The following is a 25,635-nucleotide window of genomic DNA, read 5'->3' as shown; positions in this document are numbered from 1 at the left end:
CGCTGCCCGGTGCGGCGGACGTGCCGGTCCGCACCCGGTCAGGCCAGGCCAGCACGCGTCACCCGGACCGGCGGATGCCTGATCCCGCCGCCTCGTGCCGGCGAAAACGCGCGTACGGCAGCGCGCACCGTACACCCGGCCACGCCCACCCGCCACCGCGCCGCGGCGCGCTCCACCGTCCGCCATGACACCCATGCTCTCGCCGGACTCGCCCGATGGCCGGCGCCTCGTGCTGCTGCTCGGCCTCGCGCAGACGATCTCGTGGGGTACGCTGTACTTCGCCTTCACCGTCTTTCTCGCGCCGATGCACGACACGCTCGGCTGGACGCGGCCGTTCCTGGCAGGCGGGTTCTCGCTGGGGCTGCTGGTGTGGGCGCTGTGCTCGTTCCTGGTGGGCCGCACGCTGGAGCGCTGGCCGGCGCGCCGAGTGATGGGCACCGGTTCGGTGCTGGCGGCGGCCAGCCTGCTGGCCTGGTCGCGGGTCGGCGGCGAGACCGCCTTTCTGCTGCTGTGGCTGCCGATGGGCGTGGCCATGGCGACCACGCTGTACGACCCGGCCTTCGTCGTGCTGCGCCAGGCTTTCGGCGATGCCTACCAGCGCCCGATCGTCGGGCTCACACTGATCGCCGGGTTCGCCAGCACGATCGGCATCCCGCTGGCGCAATGGGGCGTGGCGCACGTCGGCTGGCGCCACACCCTGCAGGCGTTCGCGCTGCTGCACCTGCTCGTCTGCCTGCCGATCCACGCACGGCTGCGGGTCCGCCCGCCAGCCCGGGTGGTGGCCGGGTCCGCTGCCGCTGCTGCTGCGCCGGTCACGCCGTCGGCGTGGCGCATGGCCCTGCGCATGCCGGTGTTCTGGGCGGTGGTGCTGGCCTTCGTCGCCGTCAGCCTGATCGCGGCGGTGCTGGGCGCGCACCTGATTCCGCTGCTGAGCGAGAAAGGCGTGCCGACCGGCCGGCAGTTGGTGATCGCCGCGCTGATCGGCCCGGCCCAGGTACTGGGGCGGCTGGCGATGATGCGCCTGCGCGTTGCGCATCCGGTGCGCATCGCGCCGTTCACCTATGCGGCCATGGCGGCGGCGCTGGCGATGCTGGCGCTGTCCGGCGGGCCGCTGCTGCTGGCCGCGGCCGTGCTGTATGGCGCGGCCAACGGCATCAACACCATGCTGCGCGCCATCGCCATGCCAGAGCTGGTCTCGCGCGCCCAGTACGCCACCCTCAACGGCCTGATGATGACGCCCGTGCTGCTGGCCCAGGCCAGCGGGCCCTGGCTGGGCGCGCTGTTGTGGAAAGCCACCGGCGGCTACGCGGCGGTGGAATGGGCGATGGCGGCGGCGGCCCTGGTCGCCCTGGCAGCCTTCACCTATGGCCTGCGGCACGCCCCGGCCAGCGCGGTGCACGCCAACGCCGAGCCGCCGCATGTGACGCAGGCGCCGTGACGATCACGCCGCATTGACGGCGGAAGCCGGCAGCTCGGAACCTTTGTCGGCGCCGATGTGTCATTGAAACATGAGAGGTGCTGTCTCATTCTCATATCAGCAGCGGATGCCGCGTCGCCCCCTCCCTCGGGCGCGTTTCTTGCGGCTCCGCGAACGGAGGACGCGCCGTGTCACAGGCTCAATCGGAAACCCCGTCGGCAACCGAACAGCTACCTTGGACGATGGACGACATCGCCTACGGCAGCATCGACATCGCGCGCGTGCGCGACCACCGCATGCTGTTCTATCTCGTGACGAGCGCATCGTTCATCGAGAGCGGGTCCGATCTCTATGCGGGCAATCTGGCCCGGTACTTCGCGGACCGCCCCGAGACGGCCCACTGGCTCATCCACCACTGGGAGCACGAAGAGCTCCAGCATGGCCGGGCGCTGCGGCGCTACGTCGAGACCGTCTGGCCCGAATTCGACTGGGAGCGCGGCTACGCGCGCTTCTTCGCGGAATATTCCGTGACCTGCTCGATCGACCAGTTCGAACCGACGCAGGCGCTGGAAATGGTGGCGCGCTGCGTGGTCGAGACCGGCACCGCCACCTTCTACCGCGCCATCGCCCAGGCCGCCGCCGACGCCGCCGAGCCGGTGCTGTGCGATCTCGCCAGCCGCATCTCGATCGACGAGGTGCGGCACTACAAGCACTTCTACCGCTTCTTCCACGAGTGCAACACGCGCGAGGGCGTGGGCCGGGCACGCGTGCTCAGGGCGCTCGCCTCGCGCCTGCGCGAGATCAAGAACGAGGATGCGGCCATCGCCCTGCGCAACGTGCTGCGCATCGAGCGCAACCAGGAAGACGTGCCCGAGGCCGACGTGCGCGCGCTCAATTCACGGGTGAGCGCGCTGGTGCGCTCGCACCTGCCCATCGACATGGCCGCCAAGATGCTGCTCAAGCCGCTGCGGCTCAAGCCGGGCATCGAGCGCTCGATCCGGCCGCCGCTGGTGGCGCTGGTGCGGCGCGTGATGCTGCACTAGCGGCCCGCGCGCCGGCGCGGCTCAGGCCAGCCGGAACACATCCACCGCGCCGCGCAGTTCCTGGGCCTGCTGCCGCAGGCTCTCGGCCGCGGCGGCGGCTTCTTCCACCAGCGCGGCGTTCTGCTGCGTCACCTCATCCATCGAGGTCACCGCGCGGTTGACCTCCTCGATGCCCTGCGACTGCTCGCGCGAGGCGTGGCTGATCTCGCCCATGATGCCGGCGATGCGCTCGACCCGCGTGACGATGTCCTGCATGGCCTCGCCCGCGCCGCGCGCCGCTTCGTTGCCGGCCTGCACTTCCTGCACCGAGCGGCTGATCAGTTCCTTGATTTCCTTGGCGGCCGCCGCGCTGCGTTGCGCGAGGCTGCGCACCTCGCCGGCCACGACCGCGAAGCCGCGACCCTGTTCGCCCGCGCGGGCCGCCTCCACGGCGGCGTTCAGCGCCAGGATGTTGGTCTGGAAGGCGATGCCGTCGATGATGCCGGTGATGTCGGCAATCTTCTGCGCCGTCGTGTGGATGCCCGACATGGTGCCGACCAGCCGCGCCACCGTCCGGCCGCCCGCGTTGGCGGCCTCGCTGGCGGACTGCACCATGTCGTGCGCATGCTGAGCGCTGTCGGCGTTCTGGCGCACGGTGGCGGCCAGTTGCTCGATGCTGGAGGCGGTGCGCTCCAGGTTGCCAGCCTGCGCCTCGGTACGCGCCGACAGGTCGACGTTGCCGGCGGCGATCTGGCCGGTGCTCGAGGCGATGGTCGAGGCGCTCGCGCGCACCTTGTCGACAATGCCGCTCAGGCCGTCGCCCACGCCGTTGATGGCGTGCATCAGTTGGCCGATCTCGTCGCGGCGGGTGCCGGAGAAGCGGTGCGTCAGGTCGCCGGCGGCCACGCGCCGGGCCACGCCCGCCACCTCGGCCAGCGGCGCGCTGACCGCGCGGCGCAGCATCCAGTACAGGCCGCCCGCCAGCAACGCGCCCAGCGCCAGGCCGAGCAGCAGGAAGCGGTTGCGCGCCGAGACCAGGTCGGCCTCCAGCTCATCCACGTAGGCGGTGCCGGCAATCACCAGCTTCCAGTCCGGATACTGCGTGAACACGGTGAAGCGCGCGCGCGCCGGGCCGCCTTCGGTGTCGGCCAGCGTGTGGCGCAGGATGCCGTCCTTGCGCTCGATCATCTCGCGCACCCAGGCCAGGCCGTCGGCGTCCTTGGCATCCAGCAGGTTCTTGCCTTCGCGGCCCGGGTCGCGGTCGATCAGCACCTTGCCCTGGTCGGCGCCCGCCTTGCCGTCGATGACGAAGTAGCCGCCGGTCTTGCCGATGCCGTGCGAGCGGATCTTGTCCTTGAGCAGCGCCAGTTCCGCGCGCACGTCCACGCCCACGTACAGGGCGCCGACCACCTTGCCCGCGGCATCGCGCACCGGCTCGTACTTGCTCATGTAGGGCACGCCGAACAGCCATGCCAGCCCGCGGAACGACTCGCCCGCCATCAGCGCCCTGTAGCTCGGATGGGCGCGGTCGAGCAGCGTGCCGATGGCGCGCTCGCCGTTCTCTTTCTTGAGCGAGGTGGTCACGCGCACGAAATCGTCGCCGGTGCGGGCGAACACGGTGGCGATGGTGCCGCCGGTGCGGGCGAAGAACTTGTCGGGGACGGCGAAATCGAGGTTCATCGCCGTGTCGCCGCTCCTGAAGGTGGGCGTGGGCTTGCCGGCCACCGCCACGGTCTGCGCCGGGTCCACGCTGTACGGGCCGGGCGCCGCATCCGCGAAGGCGGTCAGGAAGCGGTCGGCCTCGGTGCGCATGGTGCCGTCGAACAGGGCGATCATGTCGCGCATGGCGGCTTCCTGGTCGCGCATGGCCGACTGCGCATGGTCTTCCAGCGTGCGCAGGCTGGATTGCGAGATCGCCAGCGCAAAGGCGCCGAACACCAGGACCAGGGCGGCCAGGCCGGCGACGGCCAGCCGGGAGCCCAGGCTGGTCGCGGATTGGGGGGCGTGCTGAGGGGCGGACGTTCGCATGGGGGCGTTTTCGGATGATCGTCGTTTGCACTAAAAACGGATCATCGGAAAAAAGCTTGAGCGCAAACGTTTTGCAATCCTCAAACTTTGTTGATCTTCGGAATTTCCCTGATTCCGGACATCACCGCCCGCATGCCAACTCCACATGCTGCGCCACCAGCCTGGCGGGATGACCCGGCCCCAGGTCGATCCGCCAGTCGTCGCCGTGCACGCCGGGCACCTCGCGGCCATCGACGGTGGCGCGGCAGCGCGCGGCATTGGCAAAGCGGATGAACGGCCGCACGTAGCCGGCCACGTCCACCGACACCGCGCGGCCGTCCGCGCTGCGCTGCCAGCGGGTCAGGCGGCCGCTGGCCTCGCGCACGTAGGGCAGCGCCTGCGGCCCGTCCTCCATCGCAAAGCGGGCCGAACCGCTCGCCAGGTGGATGTAGGTGCCGCCACCCGCCGCCGGGGCGAAGCCGGCCACGTCGCGCGCATCGGCCAGGCGCGGTACGCCGGCGCCGCTCCAGCGCACGGTGCGCAGATCGCCGTCGCCGCGCACCACCCAGGCGTCGCCGTCGCGCGCGACGGCGAAGTTGCGGAAATCCAGCACCTTGAGGATGTAGTCCGACGCGTAGACCGGCATGACCGGCTGCGTCAGCGCCCAGTCGTACACCTGCCGCAGCGCGGCGAGTGAGGCCACCTTGGTGCCGGAATACATGTGGTAGTAGATGCCGAGGGGCTTGAGGCGCAGCGGCCGGTCGGTCAGCTCGAAGGTCTCGATGGCGCGCGTGAAGCCGTAGTACGGGCCGTGCCACAGGTTGGTGTAGATGTTCTCGTTCTGCGCCGGCGCGAACACCTGGAACAGGCCGTCGCCCTTGTCCACGCCCAGCGGCGCCACCGCGGTCCAGCTCGGGTTGGTGCGCGTGATGTAGGTATCGCCGCCGTTCATGTTGAGCACGCCGGCCTCGACCGTCTTCTGCACGGCCACCGGCGGCACCTGGCCGTTGCCGCTCCACAGCAGCACGCGCACGGGCTTGCCCGGCGGCGCCAGCCGGGTGTTGATGTAGTGGATGGACCCGGCGATCTCGCGATCGAAGCTGAAGTGGTAGCGGGGGATGTTCAGGCCGTAGACGTCGCTGCCCACATCCTCCTGCGATGGCTGCGACGGCTGCAGCGCCTGCAGTGCTTGCAGTGACTCCAGCGATTGCAGCGGTGGCTGCGATTCCGATATCGGCACTGTCTGCGATGCCTGCGATGCCTGCGATGCCGCCGCGGTCTGCGCTGCCGGCGTGTCGAACGGCAGCGCGCGGTGGAAGGGGTGCGAGAAGGTGCGGTTGTTGGGCGCATCGACCCGGTGGTCATCGGTGCTCTCGCTCAGCGACGGCGCATCGACGGTGCGCAGCCAGTTGAACGGGTGCGAGAAGGTGTGGCTGGCCACCTCCACGTAAGGCTCGCTGAAGATGGTGCGGGCGACGGACTCCAGCTGCGGCGCCAGCTTGGGGTACATCCCCTCGGCGGACACCTCGCCCTCGATGATGGACACGGTGGTCGGCACCTTGTAGCGCGCCCAGATCTCGCGCAGCAGCGCCTGGCCGGCGAACTCGCCCGGCGGGAATTCCGTGCGCGAGGCAAAGCCGTCGCCGTCGATGTGCACGGTCATCAGGCGGCGGCCGTTTTCGGTGGTGGTGTCGGGCACCGGCATGGCGGGCAGCGCCAGCGCGCGCCGCAGGAAGTCCAGCGGCTGGATCACCCAGCGCGCCTGGTCCACCTCCGGCATGCGGAACACGCCGAACGGCCGCAGCACATAGCCGCCCCACGGCAGGATGGCGGCCGCGTCATAGGTATAGCGGCCCGACGACAGCCGCAGCAGCGGCTGCGCCTGCGGCAGGTCCGGGTCCACCCGCACGCCGACCGCATCGCGGCGCTCGGGGTGCGGCTGCAGCTCGAAGCCGACCATGGGGTCGCGCGAGACGATCGTCAGCGGCCCGGACGGCGTGCCCGGCACGGTCTTCAGCCCCAGCGACCGGGCCATCGCCGCGTCCATGGTCAGGCCGAACTGGTTGAACATCGCCACCCGCACGCCCGCCGCCACCGTGTGCTTGAGCCACGCGGCCCAGGCACCGGGCCGCGGCGCGTTGCCGTCGAACCAGGTGACGACGCCGGCATAGCGGTCGGGCGTGACCGTGGGCAGCGGCTTGTAGGCATCGGCGAATTCGACGCGGTAGCCGAGGTAGTTGATCGGCATGGCCAGGTAGAGCACGGCCGGCATGGTGTTGGCGCTGGTGCCGGGCTCCTGCGGCTCGATCAGCAGCACGCGGCGCGGCATCACTTCCAGGCGGCCGATGCCGATCATGTCGGCGGCCGGTGTGGTGGCGTAGCTGGTGACGCCGGCAGCACGCGCCACGCCGGCAGTCTCGCGCAGGCAGTCACGGCTGTAGCTGGCGCAGTAGTCGAGCGCGATGGCAGGCAGGCGGTATTGCTCGCCGATCCGGCGCAGCGTGGCGATGCGCGCGGCGCGGTCCGCATCGGACACCTCGCGCAGGCTCCCGGCATCATCGGCGCGCTCGCGCACCAGCCCGGGCGTGACCACGCCGGCCAGCTGCGGCGCGAGCGTGTCGAGCCAGGCGGTGCCGCCGGCCAGCAGCCTGGCCTCGGGCATGCGCGCACGCAGGGCCCGCACGAGCGCCGCGACGGCATCCCCGGCCTGCGGCGCGGACCGCTGCAGCGCATCGAGCCCGTCGAGCAGGAACCCCTTGTAGCCCTGCGCCAGCAGCGGCACGAACAGCCGCTCGACCGCGGTGTCCGGCCAGCCGTCGGCGTGCATGGCGTCCACCTGCGCGGCGAGGTCCACCCGCGCCAGCCACTGCGCGGCCGCCGGCTGGCGCGCGTCGAAACGCGCGGCGTGCGCGGGGTCCAGCACCACCCAGTCGAACGCCTGCAATTCCGGCACGGGCACGTCGCTGCCGTAGTAGACGGCGATCTGCGGCGCGGCCTGGGCGGGCGGTTCGGCCGCCTGGCAAGGCGCGCCGGCCAGCGTGGCAGCGGCACCCAGCCACACGATCCATCGCCATTGACGCCCGCCTGCCATCACCCACCCCACCCGCATGTTGATTTCCTCTTTATTTTTGGAGCGCAATTGTGTCCGGCTTTCATGCAAATGCAATGCCTGACCCGTGAACAAAACGAGGAATTGGGTGGACCGGTCGAACCCGGTTCCGATCACCACTATAGACAGCCGGCGGCGAGCCCCGCCCGGGGCGGCCGGCAAGTGGGGCACCTCCGGAGTTGCGGCGATGCGACAGTCCGCCTGCGGGAGCCGCTGCGGGTGTCACGGCAGGCGCCGGCGATGCGGCGAGCGGTCGGCCCCGGCGGCGCCGACCCGCGTCCGATACACACACGGGCAGCGGCGGAGCATGGACCGGCGCGCGGGCACGGCGGCGCTCAGAACGCCGACTTCACCACGCCGCCATCCACCCGCAGCGCGGCGCCCGTGGTGGCCGACGACAGCGGGCTGGCCACATAGGCGACCAGACTGGCGACCTCCTGCGGCGTGGCGAAGCGCTTGATCAGTGAGGTCGGCCGCGCGGTCTCGAAGAAGGCCTTCTCGAAGGCCTCGAAACCCTGGCCGCCCGACAGCTTGCGCGTGAAGGCCTCGACCCCTTCGGAGCGCGTCGGGCCGGGCAGCACGGCATTGACCGTCACGGCGGTGCCCGCGCACAGCTCGGCCAGCCCGCGCGACAGGCCGAGCAGTGCCGTCTTGGTCACACCGTAGTGGACCATCTCCGCCGGGATCTGCACCCCGCTCTCGCTGCTGATGAAGACGATGCGGCCCCAGTTCTGCGCCTTCATCCCCGGCAGGTAGGCACGCGACAGGCGCACGCCGCTCATCACGTTCACGTTGAAGAAGCGCAGCCATTCGGCATCGTCGATGTCCTCGAACGGTTTGGGGTCGAAGATGCCGAGGTTGTTGACCAGGATGTCCACCCGCGGGAAGCGCGCCGCCAGCGCCCGGGCCTGCGCGGGGTCGGACAGGTCGCCGGCGAAGGCTTCGGCATGGGCGCCGGGCACTTCGGCCAGCAGGCGGGACACCGCCTCGGCCACCGACGCATCGGTGCGGCCGTTGAGGATGACGCGGGCGCCCTCGGCGGCCAGCGCGACGGCGATGGCGTGGCCGATCCCTTTGGTGGAGCCGGTCACGAGAGCGAGCTTGTTCTGAAGGTGGAGGTCCATGGCATCAAAAACAGGAAGATGGAGGAGAGGCGACACGCCTGTCGCCGGCGGCGTTTCAAGCATGATACGAACGCCCCCGCCCGGTGGCTGCCGCAATCGTTTTGAGCCGCATCCGGCGCGGTTCGGCGGTCCCGGATCGGTATCGTCCCCGGCTTGACGGCCCAGGCAAGCGACGATTAGCCTGCGTTCAGGATCCGGCGATGCGCTTACGGGAGTGCACGGCGGACCCACATAAGCCGGATCACCGGCGCAGAACGGGGAGCACCACCATGAGCACCGAAGTCCAGACACCGCCCGAGGCAACCGACCAGGGCGCCTATCAACTCGACACCATGGATCGCGACACCAATGTCGGCCGGCTCGTCCACCGGGCCCGGCATGAGCTGGTGACGCACATCGACGCCGCCCTGGCGACGCTCGACCTGACCGCCGCGCAGTGGACCGTGGTCGTCTACCTGGCTGAAGACCTGGCCAACACGCCGGCCGAGCTGTCGCGGCTGCTGAACTACGATCCGGGCGCGATGACGCGGCTGATCGACCGGCTGGAGAAGAAGAACATCGTCAAGCGCGCGCCCAGCGATGCGGACCGGCGCTCGGTGGTGATCACGCTGACCGATCAGGGCCGCTCGCTGTATCCGGAGATCCGCCCGCTGATCGTCGACGTCCTGAACCATCTGCTGCGCGGGTTCACGCAGGCCGAGGTCAAGCAGTTGGAAAACCTCCTGCTGCGCGTGCTGCACAACGCATAGCGCCGACGCCCGCGCATACCGGGTGCGTGCCCGGCCTCCGGCGACGCCGGGATGGGATCGGGCACGCACCGGACGGCCGGCGGCCGCCATCGCGCAGCGCCTCGCCGAAGGCCGCCGGCGGGACGGCGCTCGCCTGCCCTTCCAGCGCGTGCCGGATCCTGAACCGCCCGGTATCGGTACGGAGGCCCAGCTTGCGGAAGATGCACCGCTTCTGCAAGCGGATGGCCTTGACGCTACGGGCGAACCTGCCCGCGATCCCGGTGACGGACAGGCCGTCCAGGCAGCACACCCACCTCGCGCTCACGCGGGCTCAGTCCCGGCCGGCGCGGCAGCGCCGACAGCCCCGCCACACCGTCCGCCAGCGCCGCGCTGATGCGCGTGCCGCCCGCCGCCATGCGGATGGCGCGCGCCCTGGTCCTTGCCAACAAACCCGCTCGCACATGCATTGCCAGCCCGACGGGCGCGCAGGGCGCCGACGCAGGACTTCGCCCGATTCATCACGCCCGATACGGGCAGCCCCCAGCCCGCGTTACCGCGCGTCCGGCCGGCGACGGGCAGCGGATTACCGGGCGGCGCCCGGACGCTCGCCGGTTCCCTCCACGGGCTCGACGACCGTGTTGTTGCGGGCGTAGACGCTGCAGTTCTGCCAGCGCTCCTGGCAGGCCGACAGGGCATAGAGCTCGGCGTTCTTCCCGGTCCAGTAGTAGTAGTGGTCACCGTCCGCGGCGACGAACGCCTTGGGCCACGTCTTCTGCAGATAGACGGAGAACCCGGTCTGCTGGTTGGGGCCGAGTTCCCCCTGGTGGCGGGGCGCCGGCGCGGGAGCCGGTGTGGGCGCCGCGCTCTGGGGCGCCGGCGTGGACGCGACCACGGCCGAGGCCGCGGCGGCGCGCGCAGCCAGCGCCTTCTGCGCCCGTGCCGGCACGTCGGCGATCCAGTCGGCGGGAATGGCGAAGTTCAGGTTCTGGCCCAGCGTCAGGACGACCTGGTGGTCCGTGATGCCGATCAGGCGGCCGTTGGCATCGAACAGCCCGCCGCCGCTGGAGCCCCGCGAGATGGCGGCCGAGGTCTGCACGCTCTTCAGGCGGCCGTCATCGTCGGTGCGCAGCGACGAGATCAGCCCTTCGCTGATGGTCAGCTCCAGCCCGAGCGGATTGCCGATCGCGTACACCTTCTGGCCCGTCACCAGCGCACTGCCCGGCGCCAGGGTCACGGGAGGATAGTGGAAATCGGCCACGCGCAGCTGGCACAGATCGCGCTCCACGTCCGGATACTGCAAGCGCGCGCCGAAATTGGCATTGCCGCGCTTGAGCCAGACCTGCTTGCCGCCACGCAGCACGTGGCAGTTAGTGATGACCACGCCATCGCCGATCACCACGGCGCTGCCCATCGACAGCCCCTTGCCGTCCGGCCCGATCACCCGGACCTCCCAGACGCTGGGCGACACTTTCTCGAAAATCTCGGCGGGCTCCAGCGCCGCGGCCTGCACGGCAACCAGGCCGCAGACGGCCGCAACGGCCAGACGGAGAGCGGATCGGAGAACAGGCCTGGCGGCGCCCTCAGATGGAAAACACGGACCGGTCGAGGGTGCCATCACATCAGGTCCTTCAGGTCGTTGAGCGTGGTGGCGCCGTCCGGTGAGCGCGTGTGGTCGCGCAGGCGGCCGATCTCCGCATCCGTCAGGGCCGGGCACGTGGCCTGCCCGCTCCATTGCCGATAGCGCGCGACGGCCGGCCGCCAGCGCCTGCCGTCGGTGGATTCCGTCAGCGCGGCACGGCAGGTGTGCTCGCCGTCCGGATACTGCGAGAGCAGCCGGTACCGGTGTCCCGTCTCGGGGACGAAGCTCACCGCCACCGCGCAGCGGTAGACCGAGCTGCCGTTGACACGCGCGTGATTGGCGGCCACGGTCGTCGGCACCTCGGCCAGCACGCGGACCGGCCGGACCGGGCTGTTGGAAGGGATCGCCACCCGCGCGCCGGCGCACATCTTCGCATCGTCGAAGACGAGCATGGCCGGCGCGCCGCCGGGCAACCGGACCAGCTCGACCGATGCCGTCCGCGCCTGCGGCGGCGGCTCGCTGTACGTTGTCGCGCAACCGGCCAGCCACAGCGCGCCCCCGACTCCCGCAGCGATCGTCCGGATCGTCATGCGTCCCCCTGCCTTTCTTTTGTTTGGTCTGCCCGATCGGCCACCGCGCGTCAAGACGGCGCGGGGCATCGCGCAAGTGTAACCAAAGGTCGGGCCGATAACGTACCGGCGCGCAAACGTTGCGTCCGCGCGTCGGCGGGCTTGCCGGCAGCCGCCGCGCGCGCAACCCAGGCCTCGCGGATCAGGAAAGCGGCGTGGATTCCGCGGCGCGGAACCCCGGTCCGGGACACCGGCCGCTGGCGGACGCTCCGCGGGCGGCTATCTGCGAACCCAGCCGCGGCGCACGCACGGCGCCAGCGCCACCGCGTGCACCGCCAGCGCCAGCCGGTGCAGCGGCTCGGACAGCGTGTGGGCAACCCGCCCGCTGCACAGCCAGGCGCTGAACGCCGCCACCGCCGCCGCGCCCGCCATGTCGAACGGATAGTGCACGCCCAGGTAGATGCGCGCCCACGCCATCGGCAAGCCCAGCAGCGCCAGCGCCACGCCCGCCCGGCGCAGGCGCGGATGCCACAGCAAGCTGAAGGCCACCGACCACAGCAGCGTCAGGTGATCGCTCGGAAACGAGGAATCCGCCACGTGCGCCAGCAGGTTGCGGCCCAGGCCGATGACGAACGGCCGGGGGTGGTCCCACGCCAGGCCGAAGCCCACATTGATCAGCAGCGCCAGGACGGCCGCGACCGCGGCCTGCAGCGCATGCCGGCGCGTCGACGGCTCGCCCCACAGCCAGCCGGCCACCAGCGCAAGCGGTGCCAGCCAGATGGCGTATTCGGCAAAGAACATGGCCAGCCGGACCGTCGCGGCAGCGGGCTCGGCCGGGGCGTTGATCCACAGGAACAGGGCGTGGTTGAGGGCTTCCATAGCGATTCCGGCAGGCGCGGACGGGTTTTCGTGGGTTCGGGAGGATTGACCGTTGGTCTGGCGGGCGACACCAGCGTTCCCGCCCGGACCGCGATCGGCTATCCGTACCCCGCCACGATAGGCGGGCAGACTTAGCGGGGGCACAGCCCGCAAAGGCTCCTTGCGTGCTCCATGAAGCACTCGCACGCGGCATAAGCTTCCGGGATTCGTTTGCCGTATCTATGATGAATGGCACGGCAGCGAACGGCCACACGCAGATCGCCATCCCAGGCGGACCGGCCGCGCATGCCACGCACATGACAAACCGGGGGCGGGATGGACAGTTTCCTGATACAGCAGGCTACGCAGAGGCAGGTGGTTGCCGCCGGAACCACCGCCCTCGTCATCGTTCTGATCCTGGCGACGATCGCTCCGCAGGCGGCCCATCCGCTGCCGGCCGTCAACCCGTTCATGCCGATGTGCGCGCTGACCGTGTTCACCACGGCCGGTATCGCCGCCTTCCTGCTGGGCGCACAGTTCATCGTCACGCGGCAGCCGATGCTGGGCGCGCTGGGCGGCGCCTACGCCTTCACCGCGCTGGCCGTGGCGCTGCAGCTGCTGATGTTTCCCGGGGTCTTTACGCCCACCGGCCTGTTCGGCGCCCATCCGGCCAGCGCCGGCTGGATGTGGGTGTTCTGGCACGGCGGCTTCCCGTTCTTCGTGACCCTGGCCCTGCTGGCACGGGAGCGCTTCAAGCCCGAAGCGGTGGATGCCACGCACATCGCGCGGTGGACATGGCTGCTGGTCGGCGGGCCGGTAGCCGTCGGGCTGCTGCTGTGCGGTCTCGTCCTCGCCGTCGACCTGCCGCCGGCGCTGGGGCCGGCGGACAGCAGCGAGGTCATCGGCCAGGCGACCTCGCGGGTCCTGTGGGCGCTGAATGTCGTCGCGCTGCTGCTGGTGCTGGCCAGGGGGCGCCTGCGCTCGGTGCTCGATCTGTGGCTGGCGATCGCCGCGCTGGCCTGCTTCACCGACACCAGCCTGAACCTGCTGAGCCCGAGCCGCTTCACCCTCGGCTGGTATGTGGCCCGCATCTTCAGCATGTTCGCGCCGGGCGTGCTGGTGTGCGTGCTGGTGTGGGAAGTCACGACGCTGTACCGCCGGCTGTTCGAAGCGCACGTCTCGCTGCAGCAACTGTCGACGCACGACGCGCTGACCGGCATCTACAACCGGAGCTACTTCAACGACCAGCTCCCGCGCGCGTTCGACGAGGCGCGGCGCAGGGGGCGCCCCTTCTCGCTGGTGATGATCGATGTCGACCACTTCAAGCGCTACAACGACACCTTCGGTCATCTCAAGGGCGATGGCTGCCTGGCGGCGGTCGCGTCCGCCCTGGAAGGCGTGATGCCCCGGCACACCGGCTTCATTGCCCGCTACGGCGGGGAGGAATTCGCCCTGGTGTTGCCTGACGCCGGCCCGCGCGACGCGCTGCTGCTGGCCGAAAGCGCCCGCGAGGCGGTGCTGCACCTGCGCCTCGAGGCGCCGGCCCCCTCCCGCTACGTGACCATCAGCGCGGGCTGCGCCACCGCCGCCCCCGGGTCGGCGGCCTCGCTGGACGCCCTGGTCGCAGCCGCTGACGCAACGCTCTACCGCGCCAAGGCCGCCGGCCGCAACCTGGTCGTCCCGGCCGAAACGGCGCCGCCGGCCCAACTGGCCTGAGCAGGCCGGCGCCGAGGGCGGCGCACCACGCTGTGCCCCGGCGCAAAACGTCGCTATCCGGCGCGCCCCGCAGGCAGGCCTCGCGCCGACAGCAGGTAGTCCCGCAGCGCGCCCGGTGCCCGCTGCAGCTCGCCCAGTACGGCCAGCAGCTCCGGCGCCTGCAGACCGGCCTCGCCGGTGGCGAGCGCATGGGAAGCCAGCAGCACGATATCCGGTGCGGCCTCGACGCGATGTGCCCGGGCCAGCGCGCGCGCCCGGGCCACCAGGCGGTAGATGGTCGCCTTGCCGATCCTGGGCAGGCTGCCCGGCGCCTGGCGCTCCATCAGGTCGAGGATGGCATCGGGCAAGGCGGCGTCGATCAGCCGGTCCACGTCGGATTGGGACAGGACCAGCGGCTGCGTGGAATACGCCGGGGGTTCGGCCCGCGACTCCGCCAGCCAGAGCGTCTCGAGCGTCCCTGCCCGGCCCACGTAGCACCAGTGCATCAGCGGTGCGGTCAGCCGCGCCCATGCGGCCGGATCCAGCGCCCCGGGCAGCGCCGAGAGCACGCGCGTGTCGGCAAAACGCAGCAGATGGCGCGCGCCCTCGTCGACCACCACCGGCTGCAGGCAAGGCAGCCACAGACGCACCAGCTCATCGGCGGATTTCCACGAGGCGAGAAAGCTCAGCATGGGCCGCCCCTGGCAGTGCGTGCCCAGCGCGGTCACCATGGCGTGCAAGTCGGCGCCGGTGCGGCGATCCAGCGGAACCAGATAAGGCGGCGCCGGCAACAGATCATGCAGCGTATTGGCGCGCCCGTAGAGCGGAACATGCCCGGCAGGCGAGACGAACGGCACGCCGTCCTGGTCGAATGCCCCATCGACCAGGGCGAACCAATGGACCTGCGGCGCGCCGAGGACGGTCTGCAGCAGGCCGTCCAGCCAGAGCGCGGGATCAAGGGATTCGACAGCAAAATACATGAGACACCCGATCAATCATGCTGACACGCCGGAAACAGAAACGCTCCGCACCGCATTGCGTGAACGACGTTCGCGCTGCATGTCGGTGAAATCGGTGGCGGTGTGCCCCGATTCGCGCGGCGCATGATTTTAAATAGGCGCCCCGTTAAAAACAATTTCCGTGCACGTAACTTAATATTCCGAATCGCCTTATTTTTGCGAAGTCAGATATTAGGCGCACGAAAATCATGCGATTCGTGGGTAGTGCCCCGATCACATGAAGAGAAAACCATCGAATTTGTGAATAATGAAATGAGCGTGCCGGAACGCCAGGTGACGTCCAGCAGACATTCAGTCCGGCTCTGCCGGCAACCGGGTGTATTCGACGGCCCCCCCGGGCAGCATCGTGAACTGCAAGGTGCTGCCCATGAAGGCGTCCGCACCGAGACCGCCATAGATCGAGTCGAGCAGCCAGGCGGCCATCGCCACCTGGATCGCGGCGTCATCGATGGCCGGGCCGAGCTCCTCGGCCTTCATGGCCCGGATCAGTTCTGTGCCGAAGAACGGCACCGCGCCGGCGGTCCACTCCATGCCCTTGCGCCGGGCCAGCGACTCGCGCGACTTGGCGATTTGAATGAGCCGTTCCCCGTTGATGCGGGTATCCGCCTCGAAAATCCGCTCCCAGTTATCGTCGAGCACGCGCGTTCTGATCAGGATGGTCCTGGCTGTTATTACTTGCGACATGTCATGCCTACCCTTTTCCATATCGGCACATCCAGCCGAATCCGGCCGTGAAAACGTATTGAGGGAAAAATGCTGTGGCGGAGACCCAGTGTATGAATTTCCGGCTCCGTTTGTCGCGCGTCAATTGTTAATTCATCAGCTGGCCCTCCCGCCCGACCACGCCGATCCCGACCGCCCGGGACCCCTCGTATTGCGACGGGCCATAATCCACTTCGAAACCGCCCAGGTCGAACGGCCCCCGGGTCTGCAGCGCGGTCCGCACCGCCTCGCCCGTGACCGGCCCGCGGATCCGGCGCAGCACCTCCACGAACAGCCGGGCCGAGGCGTAGCCCTCCAGGGCCTCGGCGGATCCGGCCAGATCGGGGCGACCGCCGCCGCGCATGTCCGCCACGAAGGCCCGCACCAACCGCGTGCGCCGCTCGCCGGGCGCCGGCATCGGCTGTGCGATGCGCACGCCGCGGGCCAACGCCACGCTCGAAGCACGGACCAGCGCCGGCGCCGACGGCGTGGAATCGGTCGCGATCAGCGCATGGCCGCCGCGTGCGCGGTAGGCGCGCAGGAAGCCGCCGATGCTGAGGCTGTCGGCAAAGATCAGGATCACGTCGGCGTCGGCACCGAGCACCTGTTCCGCCACGCGGTCCAGCGACGGCGTGTCCATCATGGGGACGGCAAACGGCAGATGCAGGACCGGCTGCAAACCACGTGTCCGTAGCGCCGCCGTGCTCGCGCGCATGCCGTCCTCGCCCGAGGCGTCGTCCCGGTACAGGATCGCCGCGCGCCGGCGGCCGGCCGCCAGCCCCTCGCGCACCATGCGGTCGGCTTCCGCCGCCAGGCCCGGCCGGAGATAGAAGACCCAGCGGTTGTCCGCAAACGCGCGTACGGGCGTCGACGACACCAGCGCGCCGATCACGGGGGTGCGGCTGGCCGCCAGCGCGCCGCTCTCGAGCAGCGCGAGCGTGCGCGCGGCGCCGTCGTAGTTCAGCAGCGCGGCAGGCCGGTGCTGGCGCAGCGTTTCCGCCGTGCGCCTGACCGAGGCCCCCAGACCACGCGGCGCGTTGACGGTCACGACCCGGATGACGTGGCCGTTGACACCATCGCCACGGCTGGCCTTGCGCAGATAGAGCGCCGCCGCATCGGCCGCGGCGCGGATGGGCGATCCGGCCTGGCCGGCGAACGGCAGCACCTGCGCCACCGTCACCACATCGGCGAGCCCCGCTCGGGGCATGAGCACCGCCGCGGCCATCAGCGCGGTCAGGCGCGGACGGACCGCCGCCATCACGCGCCGGAACGCCGGCGCCTGTGCGCGGCGAGCAGCGTGAAGATCATCCCCGCCAGCAGCACCGCCGCCGCCACGGCCCACGTCCGCCAGTCCCGCATCAGCGCGACCGAGGCGTCGAGCGCGCATTCGGCCGAGGCCGGATGCTTCTTCGCGAGCATGGCGACGGCCATCAGCGCCGAATGAATCAGCAGCAGGACGCCGAACGCGCGATGCGCCGCGGACCAATGCGCCAAGCCGCCCGGCGCGTAACGCCCCGTCGCCGGCGGCGCGGATATCGGCGCATCGCCGTGCCCCGCGTCGAACGGATCCGTTCCGGCCCCCGGCTGGGTGGCATCGCATTCGGTGGAGAACAGACGACTCGGGGCAGCGTTTCCGCTGTGTACTGCATCGCCCGGTTGCAACAAGGCCTTTCCTGGTGTCGTGCTGGCTTGGCACGGCATGGCAACCCTCCCTGTAGTATGAACTCGACAGCACAAGACAAATCAAAACCGACCGCGGCATCCACCGCGGGCAGGTCGTTCATTGTAGAATACAAACGACATGTTCTGTTGAATTTACAACGTCGAGAATGAGTCGTCGCCCGGGCATGCTGCCCGGCATGACCGCCAAGCGCACCGATCCCTCGACCAGCCGCCCCGCACCGATCCTGAGCGCCCTGGGCGAGCGCATCAAGCTGTGCCGGCATGCCGCCGACAAGTCGCAGGAAACCCTCGCCTTCGAAGCGCTCGTCGACCGGACCTACATCTCATCGATCGAGCGCGGCATCGCCAACCCGTCGATCGAAACGCTGGCCAACATCTGCTACGCGCTGAACGTCACCCTCGCCGAGCTGTTCGGGCCGATGGACGGCATCTCGCTCAAGCCCACCGGCACCCGGCGCGCCAACGCGGCGACACCGCCGGAAATCAAGCGCAGCCGGCTGCGGTAAGCCCCCACCACCGACAACCGTGTCGACGCCCGTCCCTTGCGCCACGGCGACAGGCGGCCCAATACCGCGCGAACCGTCCGTGCCCGATCACCGGGTCGCGTGGGCAGGCAATCCGGCTTGACGGCCGGCCATCTAGTGCGATTGCGTGAGCCGATTCTTCCTCTGCGGATCCGGTATCCGTCAACGTCCTTTCGACGCCATGGAAGAACGAGGCGGCTCGAACGTTCGGGCGATGCCATGTGCGGTCGGTGACTGCTGGCGGCTTGCCCGCCGGTCGAAGCCGAGCGGCAGCGTACATGGAAGTGGCCGCGCGGGGACCCTTCCCGCGCTTTCATGCCACAGAGGGGCTCACCAGAGCGCCCCGCTGTTTTGCTTCTGACTTATTTCTTTATGTATACAAATGGTAGTAGTAGATAACGATGCCCCATTTCTGTGGGTAACCATGGAAAACGCTTTGCCTTCAATGACTTGCTGAAAGCAAAACCCACCGGACAGCCTGTGCCGTCACGTGGATGGATACGACGGCCTGATCCACGGCCGTCGGCCAGCCCGCAAGTTGTTCCGGCACCATCGACAGGCGGACCACAGACGGCAAACAGGCTTTTCCGAAGGTTCTCCACAGCGGCTGGCCAAGTTATCCACATCGGCAGGCCGTCGCTAGGCTGACGCCGGATCGCTTCGCTGTTTCAGGCCATCACGCCGGTTGCATCGCACATCCGGCGCCAGTCGTTTGCCCGGTTTCATGCCAAGCATGCCGATTGGCGACGCGAACCTTCGCACGCCGCGTTGTCCGGTGCCGGCCGGCGGATCGCACTCACGGATGGCCGGCCAAGCGGTACGCCTCCCGGGCCCGCACACATTCTGTTACGAGACTGACCGGATTGTTTAACCGCATGCCCCATGAGCGATGTATTCTTCGCCGCGAGCCGGTTGACCCGGCACCGCCCTGGGGCGGCAAGCGGGTCAGTCAATCAACGCGATTCCGCCCGTCATCCGACGATGGACGCGGAATCCTGCATTCGGGAACCAGGAGAATTCGAACCATGTGGAACAAAATTGCCCCAGCCCTCATCGTGGCGCTTGCCGGCATGACGGCATTGCCGGCCGTGGCCGGTGATCTGAGCAACGCGCTCGGCGGCGCCCTGGGCGGTGCCGGTGGCGCCGCGGTGGGCGGTGCGCTCGGCGGGCAGACGGGCGCTGTGATCGGTGGCGCGATCGGTGGCGGCGCCGGCGGCGCGCTGACGTCGAACAGCCGTGATCGCAAGGGCGCGATCATCGGCGGCGCGATCGGCGGCGGCGTCGGCACCGCCGCAGGCAATGCCATGGGCGGCCGTACGGGCGGCATCGTCGGCGCGGCAGCCGGCGGTGGTGCCGGCGCGGCGCTGGGCGGCCATATCCAGCGCAGCTCGAATGCCGAGCCGGAGGGCGACGACCGCGGCTACCGCAAGCACGGCAAGCACCATCACCGGCACTGACGGGCTGGCCCGGTCGGCGGATTCATCGGCGCGATGGCGCGCGATGAACGACGCGCTGTGACCGGGCCATCGCCTTGCCGGGCCGTCCATGCGGCCCGGTGCCCAAGCGCTGGAACGGACCGGCGGCGCCGTACGCTTGTTCCGGCGCCATGCCTGCCAGGCCACAACCAATCCGGGGACCGAGCCCCGCCGCCGCCCAAAACGCGGTCTCCCTCGAACCCGTCATCAAGACCCATTCGCCCGCACGGGCCGTGTGGCACCCTTTAGCCACCGGCACCCTTCGGTTCGCGCGGCGCTGCCGCCAATCCCGACCGAATCCGACGACGCAGGTTCGCTCGCTGCGTTGACCGGCGATCGCCTCGCGCTTTCGCGACGGGGTTCCCGCCTTGGCCCGAGTCGCTCCGTCTCGCGGCACGGACGCGCTGTCCACCTGGTGCGCATCTGCGGCCGGCAACGGCGCGAAATTCCCCACACCTGCAGTCATCTGCCGGCCGCTTAACGAGGCCACAGGTGCTGTCGTCATCACGGGCAAGCCTCGGCGGACGGGCCCCGAGACGCATGGCGCGGAGGCCCGCCAGCTCAGCATCCCAGCCAAGTTGTCGCACCATGGCCCGCTTCATATAGTGAATCGGCCTTGGGCGCCCCGCTCGTCATCGCGTCATGATGGGTAGGATGCCCGCGCCTGCCGGACCGCAGTCCCCCGCTTCATTCACCGCAACATTCACGATGGAGAAGTGCCATGGGTATTACCGTCATGCCGGGCCTCACCAGCATGGAAAGCGATACGCGCACGCAGCGGATTTCGACAACGATCGGCCAGGCCAGGCTGAACGGCCGGTTCTATCGGCATCCCGATTCCGCATTGGTTTCGTATCCCGTCGCGGTCGACAATGTGCTCGGCGCGCTGCCGGATCGCGCCTACAACATCGCGATCGTCGGCGGCGGCGCGGCCGGGATCGCATCGCTGTACGAACTGTCGCGGCTCGCGAAGACACTCTCGGCCGGGACGATGACCGTCACGCTCTACGAATCCGATCCGGACAGTTTCCTCACCAGGCTTGAAGCCGGCACCCAGGCCATCAACGTGCGCGGGCTCAAGGCCGGACGCGTCTCCGCCGCCCGCGTCAACCAGAACGACACGGTGTACGAAGTCGGCGCGATGCGCTTTCCGGAAATCGCCGGGCTGACGTGGCACTACGCGAGTGTCGTGTACGGCGACGGCGCGCCGATCAAGGTGTTCCCGAATCCCGGCAAGGTGCCGACCGAATTCATGTTCGGCGACCGCATCGACCGCTACAGCGGCAGTGCGCCCGAGGACTGGCTGGACCGGGAATCGCCGGCGCGCAAGGTGTTTCTCGTGGTCGCGAGCGGGCTCGCCGGCGCGCCCGACAGCCAAACGCCCATCGCACTCTTTCCGATCGGCGGCCGCGATCCGGTGCAGGTCGCGCAGTTGCTGAAAAGCGAAACGGCCGGACCCGCGCAGCTGCGGGCCATTCAGGAGCGCGACTGGCCGGCCTTCATCGCGGCGCACGACGGCACCACGCTCGAAGCGGCCGTCCGGCGCATCGTGACGCGCGAGATCGGCAAGGGCGCCGCGAGCAGCCTGCCGCCGATCGCCGGCCTCGACCCGGCGGAGACGATCAACTACTACGTCGAGCTGTTCGGCCGCTTCGGTTTCGGCACGGGCGGGTTCAAGCCGCTGTTCAACATCTCGCTCGTCGAGATGATGCGGCTGATCCTGTGGGACTACTCGAACGAATACACGCTGCCCGTCGAGGAGAATGTCGAATTCATCGCTGGCCTGTATCAGAAAGCGCTTGAGCAGGGCGGCTCGCGCCTGACGGTCAATGTGCGCCGGGAGCGGGTCTCCGATGTCTGCCACTCCGACGCCGCGCGTGTCCGGCAGCCGTTCGTGGTTGCGTACGATCGGGCGGGCAAGCTTTCGGCGCCCAACTACGATTACGTTATCCTGGCCGCCCCGCAGGACCAGCTCGCCTTGGCGGTCAGCCGATCCGGATACGCGTTCGGGCCGGCCAGCCTCGTGCTGGGCGACGGCGCGCTGGGGCTGGGCACGATCACCATCCGGGACGCCCTCCCCGCGCTGCTGCTCAGCGATACCAGCTCGGCGCCGAACGCGCGCATCGTGACGGCACTGAACCAGCTCCACATGGTCCGGTCGTCCAAGGTCTTCGGCACCATCGAAACGGCGAGGCTCGATGAGCCGTTCGTGCCGCGCCTCAAGGGCCAGCCGATCAAGGCGGTCGTATCGGACTCCGGCCTCGCCGCCAGCTACGTGGTGCCCAGCCCCACGGAGCCGGGCGCGCCGCGCTATTCGAGCTTGCTCGCCAGCTACACGTGGGGCGACGACTCGACGCGGCTGCAGCACAACTTCGGCTACTACCCGCAGAATCCGCCGACGAGCGACGGAACCGCGACCGCCATGTTCAGGACGATGATCAACCGTGCCACGCGCAACGTGCGGGACCCGGCCGAGCCGGCGGCCGCGCCGGCCGTCTGGTGGTTTTCGCAACTGCTGAGCCGGGTTCGCGAACAAGACCGCTTCGTGTTCGACTGGACCACCAACGGCACGGCCGGCGGCTTCAAGCTCGACGGCACGGGCGATCACCATCAGAGCAATCTCTGCTTCCGGTATCACACGCATGCGCTCAACCCCAGGCTCGGGAATCGCTTCTTCCTCGCCAGCGATAGCTATAGCCATCTCGGTGGCTGGCTGGAAGGCGCGTTCATGAGTGCGATCAATGCGGTGGCCGGCCTGGTCGTGGCGGCCAATGGCGGCAATGCGGGGGCACTGAGCAACGCGGCACGCGATGTCGTCACGGGGTTGCGGCCCATCGCGCCGTAGGCTGCGCGGATGCGGATGATGTGAGCGGATCATCGATGCGCGGGCGTCATTGAGGCCCGCGCATCGATCGAGATACCCGGCGCCGGATCGTGGCGCCGTTCCAGGAAGAGACGGGATCAGGTGGCGAAACGCTCCTGATCAATGGCATGGGATGCCAACTCCACGCAACGATGTCAATTTCCCGACGGTTGCCGGACGCGCTTGCGCCGCGCCACGTTCATGCCGGCATGGCGTTTGGCATCCCGTCTGGCGCACACGTCAGCAATTGAATCCGCATACGCTGCAGCATGGTGGCGTAGGTCATGGTCGGCAGGCCCAGGCGAGACAGATGATCCGCCTCGATGCAGACCACTTCCCTGTCTCGATAGAGCGCTGCGCCTTTCACAAGCGTCGGGCCAAGCAGGTCATTGGCGATGTCGTACATTGTGCAACGCTTGTCCACCGTGACGGCCAGCCGACGGCCTTCGAAAGGCCGGCAAAGCAACTGACGAACGATCGCGATGACGTGTTCCGTGCATGTCGGCTGAAAGAGCCAGGCGTTGTCGTAGATTCTCGGCTTGCCGGTTTGAAAGCTCTCCAGCATCTTGTTGAATGGCCGACGACTGGCGCGATTGGGGCTGAGACCAAACGTCATCGACAACTGCACGATCTCGTGCCCCATCCTGACATGCTTGACATGTTCCTCCGCCGCCGACTTGCTTCTACCGTAAACAATCGAGGGATTGCTCGCGGCCAGCGTGGAAATGAACAACACTCGCGCGCCCACCTCATTCGCGGCTTGAACAACATTCAAGGTGCCTTCGGCATTCACCAGAAACGCGGCCTCCGGATTCGCCTCGCATACCGAGAGGTTGGCCATGGCTGCGGCGTGAATGATGACATCCGGCACCGTGGCGGCCACCACCCGTTTGACACAGTCGGCATCGGTGACATCCAGATACTGAAACAGTGAATTGGAGATGTCGCCTCGGGAGGTGCGAACGACATCGTGGCTACCGCTCAGCGCCACTGAAAGAAGCGCTCCAAGGTAGCCACGTGCTCCTGTAATGAGAACTTTCACGGGCGCGTTTCCGACATCTGCGGCGGAATCAATCTGGACAGTCCTTCATAGATGCGAACGCGCTGCAAGAGTTGCTCATCCAACAAGCGCTCCACTTCGTCAAGACAAGCAAGCTCCCGCTCATCCCACGAATGGATGTCGTACCAACCCCGCAGGATGCGTTTCAGCAATAGCCGCCATTGGTCCAGTTTCCGCCTATCCTGATCCGCATATCTGTCCGCAACCTCCACCAGGTGATCAGCATCCCCATTCCGGGCGAAATTCCGTATCGCCGCAGAAAAGGCGAAAAAACCAGCATCCGTCTCTTCAAACTGTTTGATAACGTCATATCCGGAAATCCGAAAGAGCGCTTGCAGATTCTCTTTGGGAAGCATCACCAGATCGATTAGTTCTTGCGGCCAGTTTTTTGCTTCCGATGCATCCATTCTACCGTCCGCCATATAGTCCTGTATTGCGCGAACCGAGTAGTAGAGCTTGACCGCATCCTCTTCAAGGAGCACCGGACTGGTGTAATCACGAATATTCACCGCCTTGGCTCGAATGCAGGCTTTGCGGCAAACCTCTTCAATGATGTCGAAGCGATATTGCAAACCCCGCTCGACCGTTGCCAACACGCCGGGATCGGACAGTGTTTTGTCCATGATGCTCGGGTAAGCGTCAGTGTCGATGTTAATGGATACATCCGGCATCTCGCTTTGCCAGCCGCCCGCCACGCGACCGTCGTAAATCACCAGCATGTCCGTGCCCAAACGACCGTCCGCATTGATTTGACAGGCTGTCAGGCCGTTTTCGTTAACATAGGCATCCTTCTCCCAGAGGCGAAGCCGCTTGGCAAGCAGGTCGGAATCCCGCAGATCAGCGGCCATATCGGAAAGCAACAGCTTTGCGAAGGTGATTTCAAAGCTGTAGCCAGACGGCATCCGGAATGTCACTGCCGCCTCGGTCACCTTCTCCCTGGCATGGATCGGAGATGTGCCGGAAACCACCACGGCGTCGATTCGCTTGCGCAATGCCTCGATAAGACCCTCCTCGCCTTCAATGCAGTGAAGCTGGAGGAAAAAGCCTGTCTGATGAGCGTAGCGAGCCTCGAATGCCCGGATCAGATTCAGGATGTAGCCAAAAGGATCCGTGGGATTTTCGGCCAGTTTTTCGGCATGATAGCTGTCAATGCTGACGCGAACACATACACGCCGGCGGGCCATCTTTGCACACCCCCTGCGATAGGCAATGTAAAGGTTTTCCAGGACCTTGAGTGCCTGCGACTCCTTTTTCGCCCAGAAGGCGCTGGTGACAAGCCATGTAATGTCTGCCGTGGATTCCTCGGCAATTTGATACATGAGATTCGGTTCGAGAAACCCTTCGCCACCACCCGAAACCAGTAAGTATCCGGTATTGGAGTCCGCAACCAGCCGCATCAACTTTCCGACCCGCTCCGGTGTCATGGTATTGAAGGCATTTTTCTTCTCCGCCATATTGGATGCAAACATGCAGTGGTCGCATCCCACATGACAGCGCGCGGTAATCAACGCACAGATAAAGCCGCGTCCCTCGAATTTAATCTTCGGCTTGACGTGTACGTGCTTCAAGATCAGCTTTCGCAGAGCACGCGGGCGTGTGAATGGATTGCATTCAACCTCGGCCGTGTCGAGATGTTTTCCCAATTCATTTGCTGAAATGTTTTCCATCACCCCCCCGCTTCGCGATGTATCAATATGATTTCTACGCTAGGCACTCCCCGGTCGCAATGAGAATATGGGAGAGAAATTGGGCCCGATTCTTTCTACCCAACCCTGCGCTCTTTCCGAAATGCCGAGGATTGGAGCCGGCAGGGACGATGCCGGCGCACGGCCGTACAAACGCTCTTGTGGCGCACGTCTGAAAATCCCCCGTCGCTTTGGCTCGCGCAAAGCAAGTCGTCAAAGCGTTGGCCTGTCAGCCGTATCCGATCGCCAGAACGGCTGCTCCAAGCCGTGCTTCAACGATTGGTTGCCGGCGGTTGTCGATCGTGGCATCCCGACGGATCGCCGCTCCCCGGGCGGATGCCGCGCCGCGGCCCGTGCCCACCTGCAGCACAAACAGAGAAAGGAGACGGATTTCGGCCCGAACACGCGAAAACGTGGTGTTGTGGTGGATGACCACCCACGGCACGACTGGCCGGAATCCCGCATCTCCCGGACGTCAGGGCAAGAAAAAGGGCCCGGAGAACATCCGGGCCCGTG

The 25,635-nt window shown here is 68.0% G+C and carries 20 protein-coding genes; 7 read left to right on the top strand and 13 right to left on the bottom strand.

Translation table 11 applies throughout. The features are described from left to right. The first annotated feature begins 184 nt into the window (after positions 1 to 184). Entirely contained in the window at positions 185 to 1,438 is a 1,254-nt protein-coding gene (locus GO999_RS01220; RefSeq protein WP_211906483.1) for an MFS transporter, read from the top strand. 221 nt (positions 1,439 to 1,659) lie between these two features. Then, entirely contained in the window at positions 1,660 to 2,460 is an 801-nt protein-coding gene (locus GO999_RS01215; RefSeq protein ID WP_064478147.1) for a ferritin-like domain-containing protein, read from the top strand. Positions 2,461 to 2,481: 21 nt separating this feature from the next. On the opposite strand, the gene GO999_RS01210 is transcribed toward GO999_RS01215, so the two are convergent. From GO999_RS01210 to GO999_RS01200, 3 genes are all read right to left on the bottom strand, one after another. After that, complete coding sequence (locus GO999_RS01210; protein WP_028853783.1) at positions 2,482 to 4,467, bottom strand: methyl-accepting chemotaxis protein; 1,986 nt, start codon at positions 4,465 to 4,467, stop codon at positions 2,482 to 2,484. Positions 4,468 to 4,588: 121 nt separating this feature from the next. Further along, positions 4,589 to 7,555: a bifunctional glycoside hydrolase/polysaccharide deacetylase family protein gene (locus GO999_RS01205; protein WP_211906482.1), complete on the bottom strand. Its 2,967-nt coding sequence runs from the start codon at positions 7,553 to 7,555 to the stop codon at positions 4,589 to 4,591. Between the two features lie 335 nt (positions 7,556 to 7,890). Beyond that, on the bottom strand, positions 7,891 to 8,679 hold the full coding sequence (locus GO999_RS01200; RefSeq protein WP_019718973.1) for an SDR family NAD(P)-dependent oxidoreductase: 789 nt from the start codon (positions 8,677 to 8,679) through the stop codon (positions 7,891 to 7,893). Positions 8,680 to 8,948: 269 nt separating this feature from the next. Between GO999_RS01200 and GO999_RS01195 the strand changes: the two genes are divergently transcribed. Beyond that, a complete protein-coding gene (locus tag GO999_RS01195) occupies positions 8,949 to 9,428 on the top strand; it encodes a MarR family winged helix-turn-helix transcriptional regulator (protein ID WP_011003029.1) in 480 nt (159 codons plus the stop codon). 233 nt (positions 9,429 to 9,661) lie between these two features. On the opposite strand, the gene GO999_RS01190 is transcribed toward GO999_RS01195, so the two are convergent. The 4 genes from GO999_RS01190 to GO999_RS01175 all read right to left on the bottom strand — a co-directional run bounded on the left by GO999_RS01190 (position 9,662) and on the right by GO999_RS01175 (position 12,434). Continuing rightward, on the bottom strand, positions 9,662 to 9,853 hold the full coding sequence (locus GO999_RS01190; protein WP_127592106.1) for a hypothetical protein: 192 nt from the start codon (positions 9,851 to 9,853) through the stop codon (positions 9,662 to 9,664). A gap of 137 nt (positions 9,854 to 9,990) precedes the next feature. Continuing rightward, positions 9,991 to 11,022, bottom strand: a complete 1,032-nt coding sequence (locus GO999_RS01185) for a S1C family serine protease (RefSeq protein ID WP_049800464.1) — start codon at positions 11,020 to 11,022, stop codon at positions 9,991 to 9,993. After that, the gene (locus GO999_RS01180) at positions 11,022 to 11,576 is read right to left on the bottom strand and encodes a hypothetical protein (RefSeq protein WP_019718975.1); all 555 of its coding nucleotides are present in this window, start codon (positions 11,574 to 11,576) and stop codon (positions 11,022 to 11,024) included. The genes GO999_RS01185 and GO999_RS01180 overlap by 1 nt, the downstream gene beginning before the upstream one ends. A gap of 258 nt (positions 11,577 to 11,834) precedes the next feature. Beyond that, the gene (locus tag GO999_RS01175; protein ID WP_029240415.1) at positions 11,835 to 12,434 is read right to left on the bottom strand and encodes an undecaprenyl-diphosphatase; all 600 of its coding nucleotides are present in this window, start codon (positions 12,432 to 12,434) and stop codon (positions 11,835 to 11,837) included. Positions 12,435 to 12,749: 315 nt separating this feature from the next. On the opposite strand from GO999_RS01175, the gene GO999_RS01170 reads away from it, so the two are divergent. Continuing rightward, positions 12,750 to 14,129, top strand: coding sequence for a sensor domain-containing diguanylate cyclase (locus GO999_RS01170; RefSeq protein WP_011003033.1), 1,380 nt, complete (start codon positions 12,750 to 12,752; stop codon positions 14,127 to 14,129). A 53-nt stretch (positions 14,130 to 14,182) separates the two neighbouring features. On the opposite strand, the gene GO999_RS01165 is transcribed toward GO999_RS01170, so the two are convergent. The 4 genes from GO999_RS01165 to GO999_RS01150 form a co-directional block, all read right to left on the bottom strand. Then, positions 14,183 to 15,088, bottom strand: coding sequence for a DUF4123 domain-containing protein (locus tag GO999_RS01165; protein WP_011003034.1), 906 nt, complete (start codon positions 15,086 to 15,088; stop codon positions 14,183 to 14,185). Positions 15,089 to 15,418: 330 nt separating this feature from the next. Then, on the bottom strand, positions 15,419 to 15,811 hold the full coding sequence (locus tag GO999_RS01160; RefSeq protein WP_011003035.1) for a hypothetical protein: 393 nt from the start codon (positions 15,809 to 15,811) through the stop codon (positions 15,419 to 15,421). Positions 15,812 to 15,938: 127 nt separating this feature from the next. Then, the gene (locus GO999_RS01155) at positions 15,939 to 17,087 is read right to left on the bottom strand and encodes an ABC transporter substrate-binding protein (RefSeq protein WP_011003036.1); all 1,149 of its coding nucleotides are present in this window, start codon (positions 17,085 to 17,087) and stop codon (positions 15,939 to 15,941) included. Beyond that, a complete protein-coding gene (locus tag GO999_RS01150; protein ID WP_173941460.1) occupies positions 17,087 to 17,530 on the bottom strand; it encodes a hypothetical protein in 444 nt (147 codons plus the stop codon). The genes GO999_RS01155 and GO999_RS01150 overlap by 1 nt, the downstream gene beginning before the upstream one ends. Positions 17,531 to 17,676: 146 nt before the next feature. Here GO999_RS01150 and GO999_RS01145 point away from each other — a divergent pair, with 146 nt between their 5' ends. The 3 genes from GO999_RS01145 to GO999_RS01135 all read left to right on the top strand — a co-directional run bounded on the left by GO999_RS01145 (position 17,677) and on the right by GO999_RS01135 (position 22,356). Then, positions 17,677 to 18,018: a helix-turn-helix domain-containing protein gene (locus GO999_RS01145; RefSeq protein ID WP_011003038.1), complete on the top strand. Its 342-nt coding sequence runs from the start codon at positions 17,677 to 17,679 to the stop codon at positions 18,016 to 18,018. 1,043 nt (positions 18,019 to 19,061) lie between these two features. Continuing rightward, complete coding sequence (locus GO999_RS01140) at positions 19,062 to 19,493, top strand: hypothetical protein (protein WP_011003039.1); 432 nt, start codon at positions 19,062 to 19,064, stop codon at positions 19,491 to 19,493. Between the two features lie 739 nt (positions 19,494 to 20,232). Beyond that, on the top strand, positions 20,233 to 22,356 hold the full coding sequence (locus GO999_RS01135) for a flavin monoamine oxidase family protein (protein WP_071507824.1): 2,124 nt from the start codon (positions 20,233 to 20,235) through the stop codon (positions 22,354 to 22,356). 217 nt (positions 22,357 to 22,573) lie between these two features. On the opposite strand, the gene GO999_RS01130 is transcribed toward GO999_RS01135, so the two are convergent. Then, positions 22,574 to 23,416 (bottom strand): SDR family oxidoreductase, encoded by an 843-nt coding sequence (locus GO999_RS01130; RefSeq protein ID WP_071623932.1) that lies wholly within the window; start codon positions 23,414 to 23,416, stop codon positions 22,574 to 22,576. Further along, positions 23,413 to 25,101 carry a GTP 3',8-cyclase MoaA family protein gene (locus tag GO999_RS01125; protein ID WP_230076408.1) on the bottom strand — a complete coding sequence of 563 codons (1,689 nt, stop codon included), beginning with the start codon at positions 25,099 to 25,101 and terminating at the stop codon, positions 23,413 to 23,415. The genes GO999_RS01130 and GO999_RS01125 overlap by 4 nt, the downstream gene beginning before the upstream one ends. Positions 25,102 to 25,635 lie beyond the last annotated feature (534 nt).

Source organism: Ralstonia nicotianae, assembly GCF_018243235.1.
Taxonomy (GTDB): Bacteria; Pseudomonadota; Gammaproteobacteria; order Burkholderiales; family Burkholderiaceae; genus Ralstonia; species Ralstonia nicotianae.
This window is presented reverse-complemented; position numbering and strand designations above follow the sequence as displayed.

Coding starts and splice junctions, on each gene's coding strand:
- GO999_RS01145 (WP_011003038.1), top strand. CDS start 17,677: ATGCTGCCCGGCATGACCGCCAAGCGCACCGATCCCTCGACCAGCCGC.
- GO999_RS01215 (WP_064478147.1), top strand. CDS start 1,660: ATGGACGACATCGCCTACGGCAGCATCGACATCGCGCGCGTGCGCGAC.
- GO999_RS01185 (WP_049800464.1), bottom strand. CDS start 11,022: ATGGCACCCTCGACCGGTCCGTGTTTTCCATCTGAGGGCGCCGCCAGG.
- GO999_RS01135 (WP_071507824.1), top strand. CDS start 20,233: ATGGGTATTACCGTCATGCCGGGCCTCACCAGCATGGAAAGCGATACG.
- GO999_RS01180 (WP_019718975.1), bottom strand. CDS start 11,576: ATGACGATCCGGACGATCGCTGCGGGAGTCGGGGGCGCGCTGTGGCTG.
- GO999_RS01200 (WP_019718973.1), bottom strand. CDS start 8,679: ATGGACCTCCACCTTCAGAACAAGCTCGCTCTCGTGACCGGCTCCACC.
- GO999_RS01220 (WP_211906483.1), top strand. CDS start 185: ATGACACCCATGCTCTCGCCGGACTCGCCCGATGGCCGGCGCCTCGTG.
- GO999_RS01205 (WP_211906482.1), bottom strand. CDS start 7,555: ATGCGGGTGGGGTGGGTGATGGCAGGCGGGCGTCAATGGCGATGGATC.
- GO999_RS01125 (WP_230076408.1), bottom strand. CDS start 25,101: ATGGAAAACATTTCAGCAAATGAATTGGGAAAACATCTCGACACGGCC.
- GO999_RS01210 (WP_028853783.1), bottom strand. CDS start 4,467: ATGCGAACGTCCGCCCCTCAGCACGCCCCCCAATCCGCGACCAGCCTG.
- GO999_RS01165 (WP_011003034.1), bottom strand. CDS start 15,088: ATGTATTTTGCTGTCGAATCCCTTGATCCCGCGCTCTGGCTGGACGGC.
- GO999_RS01160 (WP_011003035.1), bottom strand. CDS start 15,811: ATGTCGCAAGTAATAACAGCCAGGACCATCCTGATCAGAACGCGCGTG.
- GO999_RS01140 (WP_011003039.1), top strand. CDS start 19,062: ATGTGGAACAAAATTGCCCCAGCCCTCATCGTGGCGCTTGCCGGCATG.
- GO999_RS01170 (WP_011003033.1), top strand. CDS start 12,750: ATGGACAGTTTCCTGATACAGCAGGCTACGCAGAGGCAGGTGGTTGCC.
- GO999_RS01195 (WP_011003029.1), top strand. CDS start 8,949: ATGAGCACCGAAGTCCAGACACCGCCCGAGGCAACCGACCAGGGCGCC.
- GO999_RS01175 (WP_029240415.1), bottom strand. CDS start 12,434: ATGGAAGCCCTCAACCACGCCCTGTTCCTGTGGATCAACGCCCCGGCC.
- GO999_RS01150 (WP_173941460.1), bottom strand. CDS start 17,530: ATGCCGTGCCAAGCCAGCACGACACCAGGAAAGGCCTTGTTGCAACCG.
- GO999_RS01155 (WP_011003036.1), bottom strand. CDS start 17,087: ATGGCGGCGGTCCGTCCGCGCCTGACCGCGCTGATGGCCGCGGCGGTG.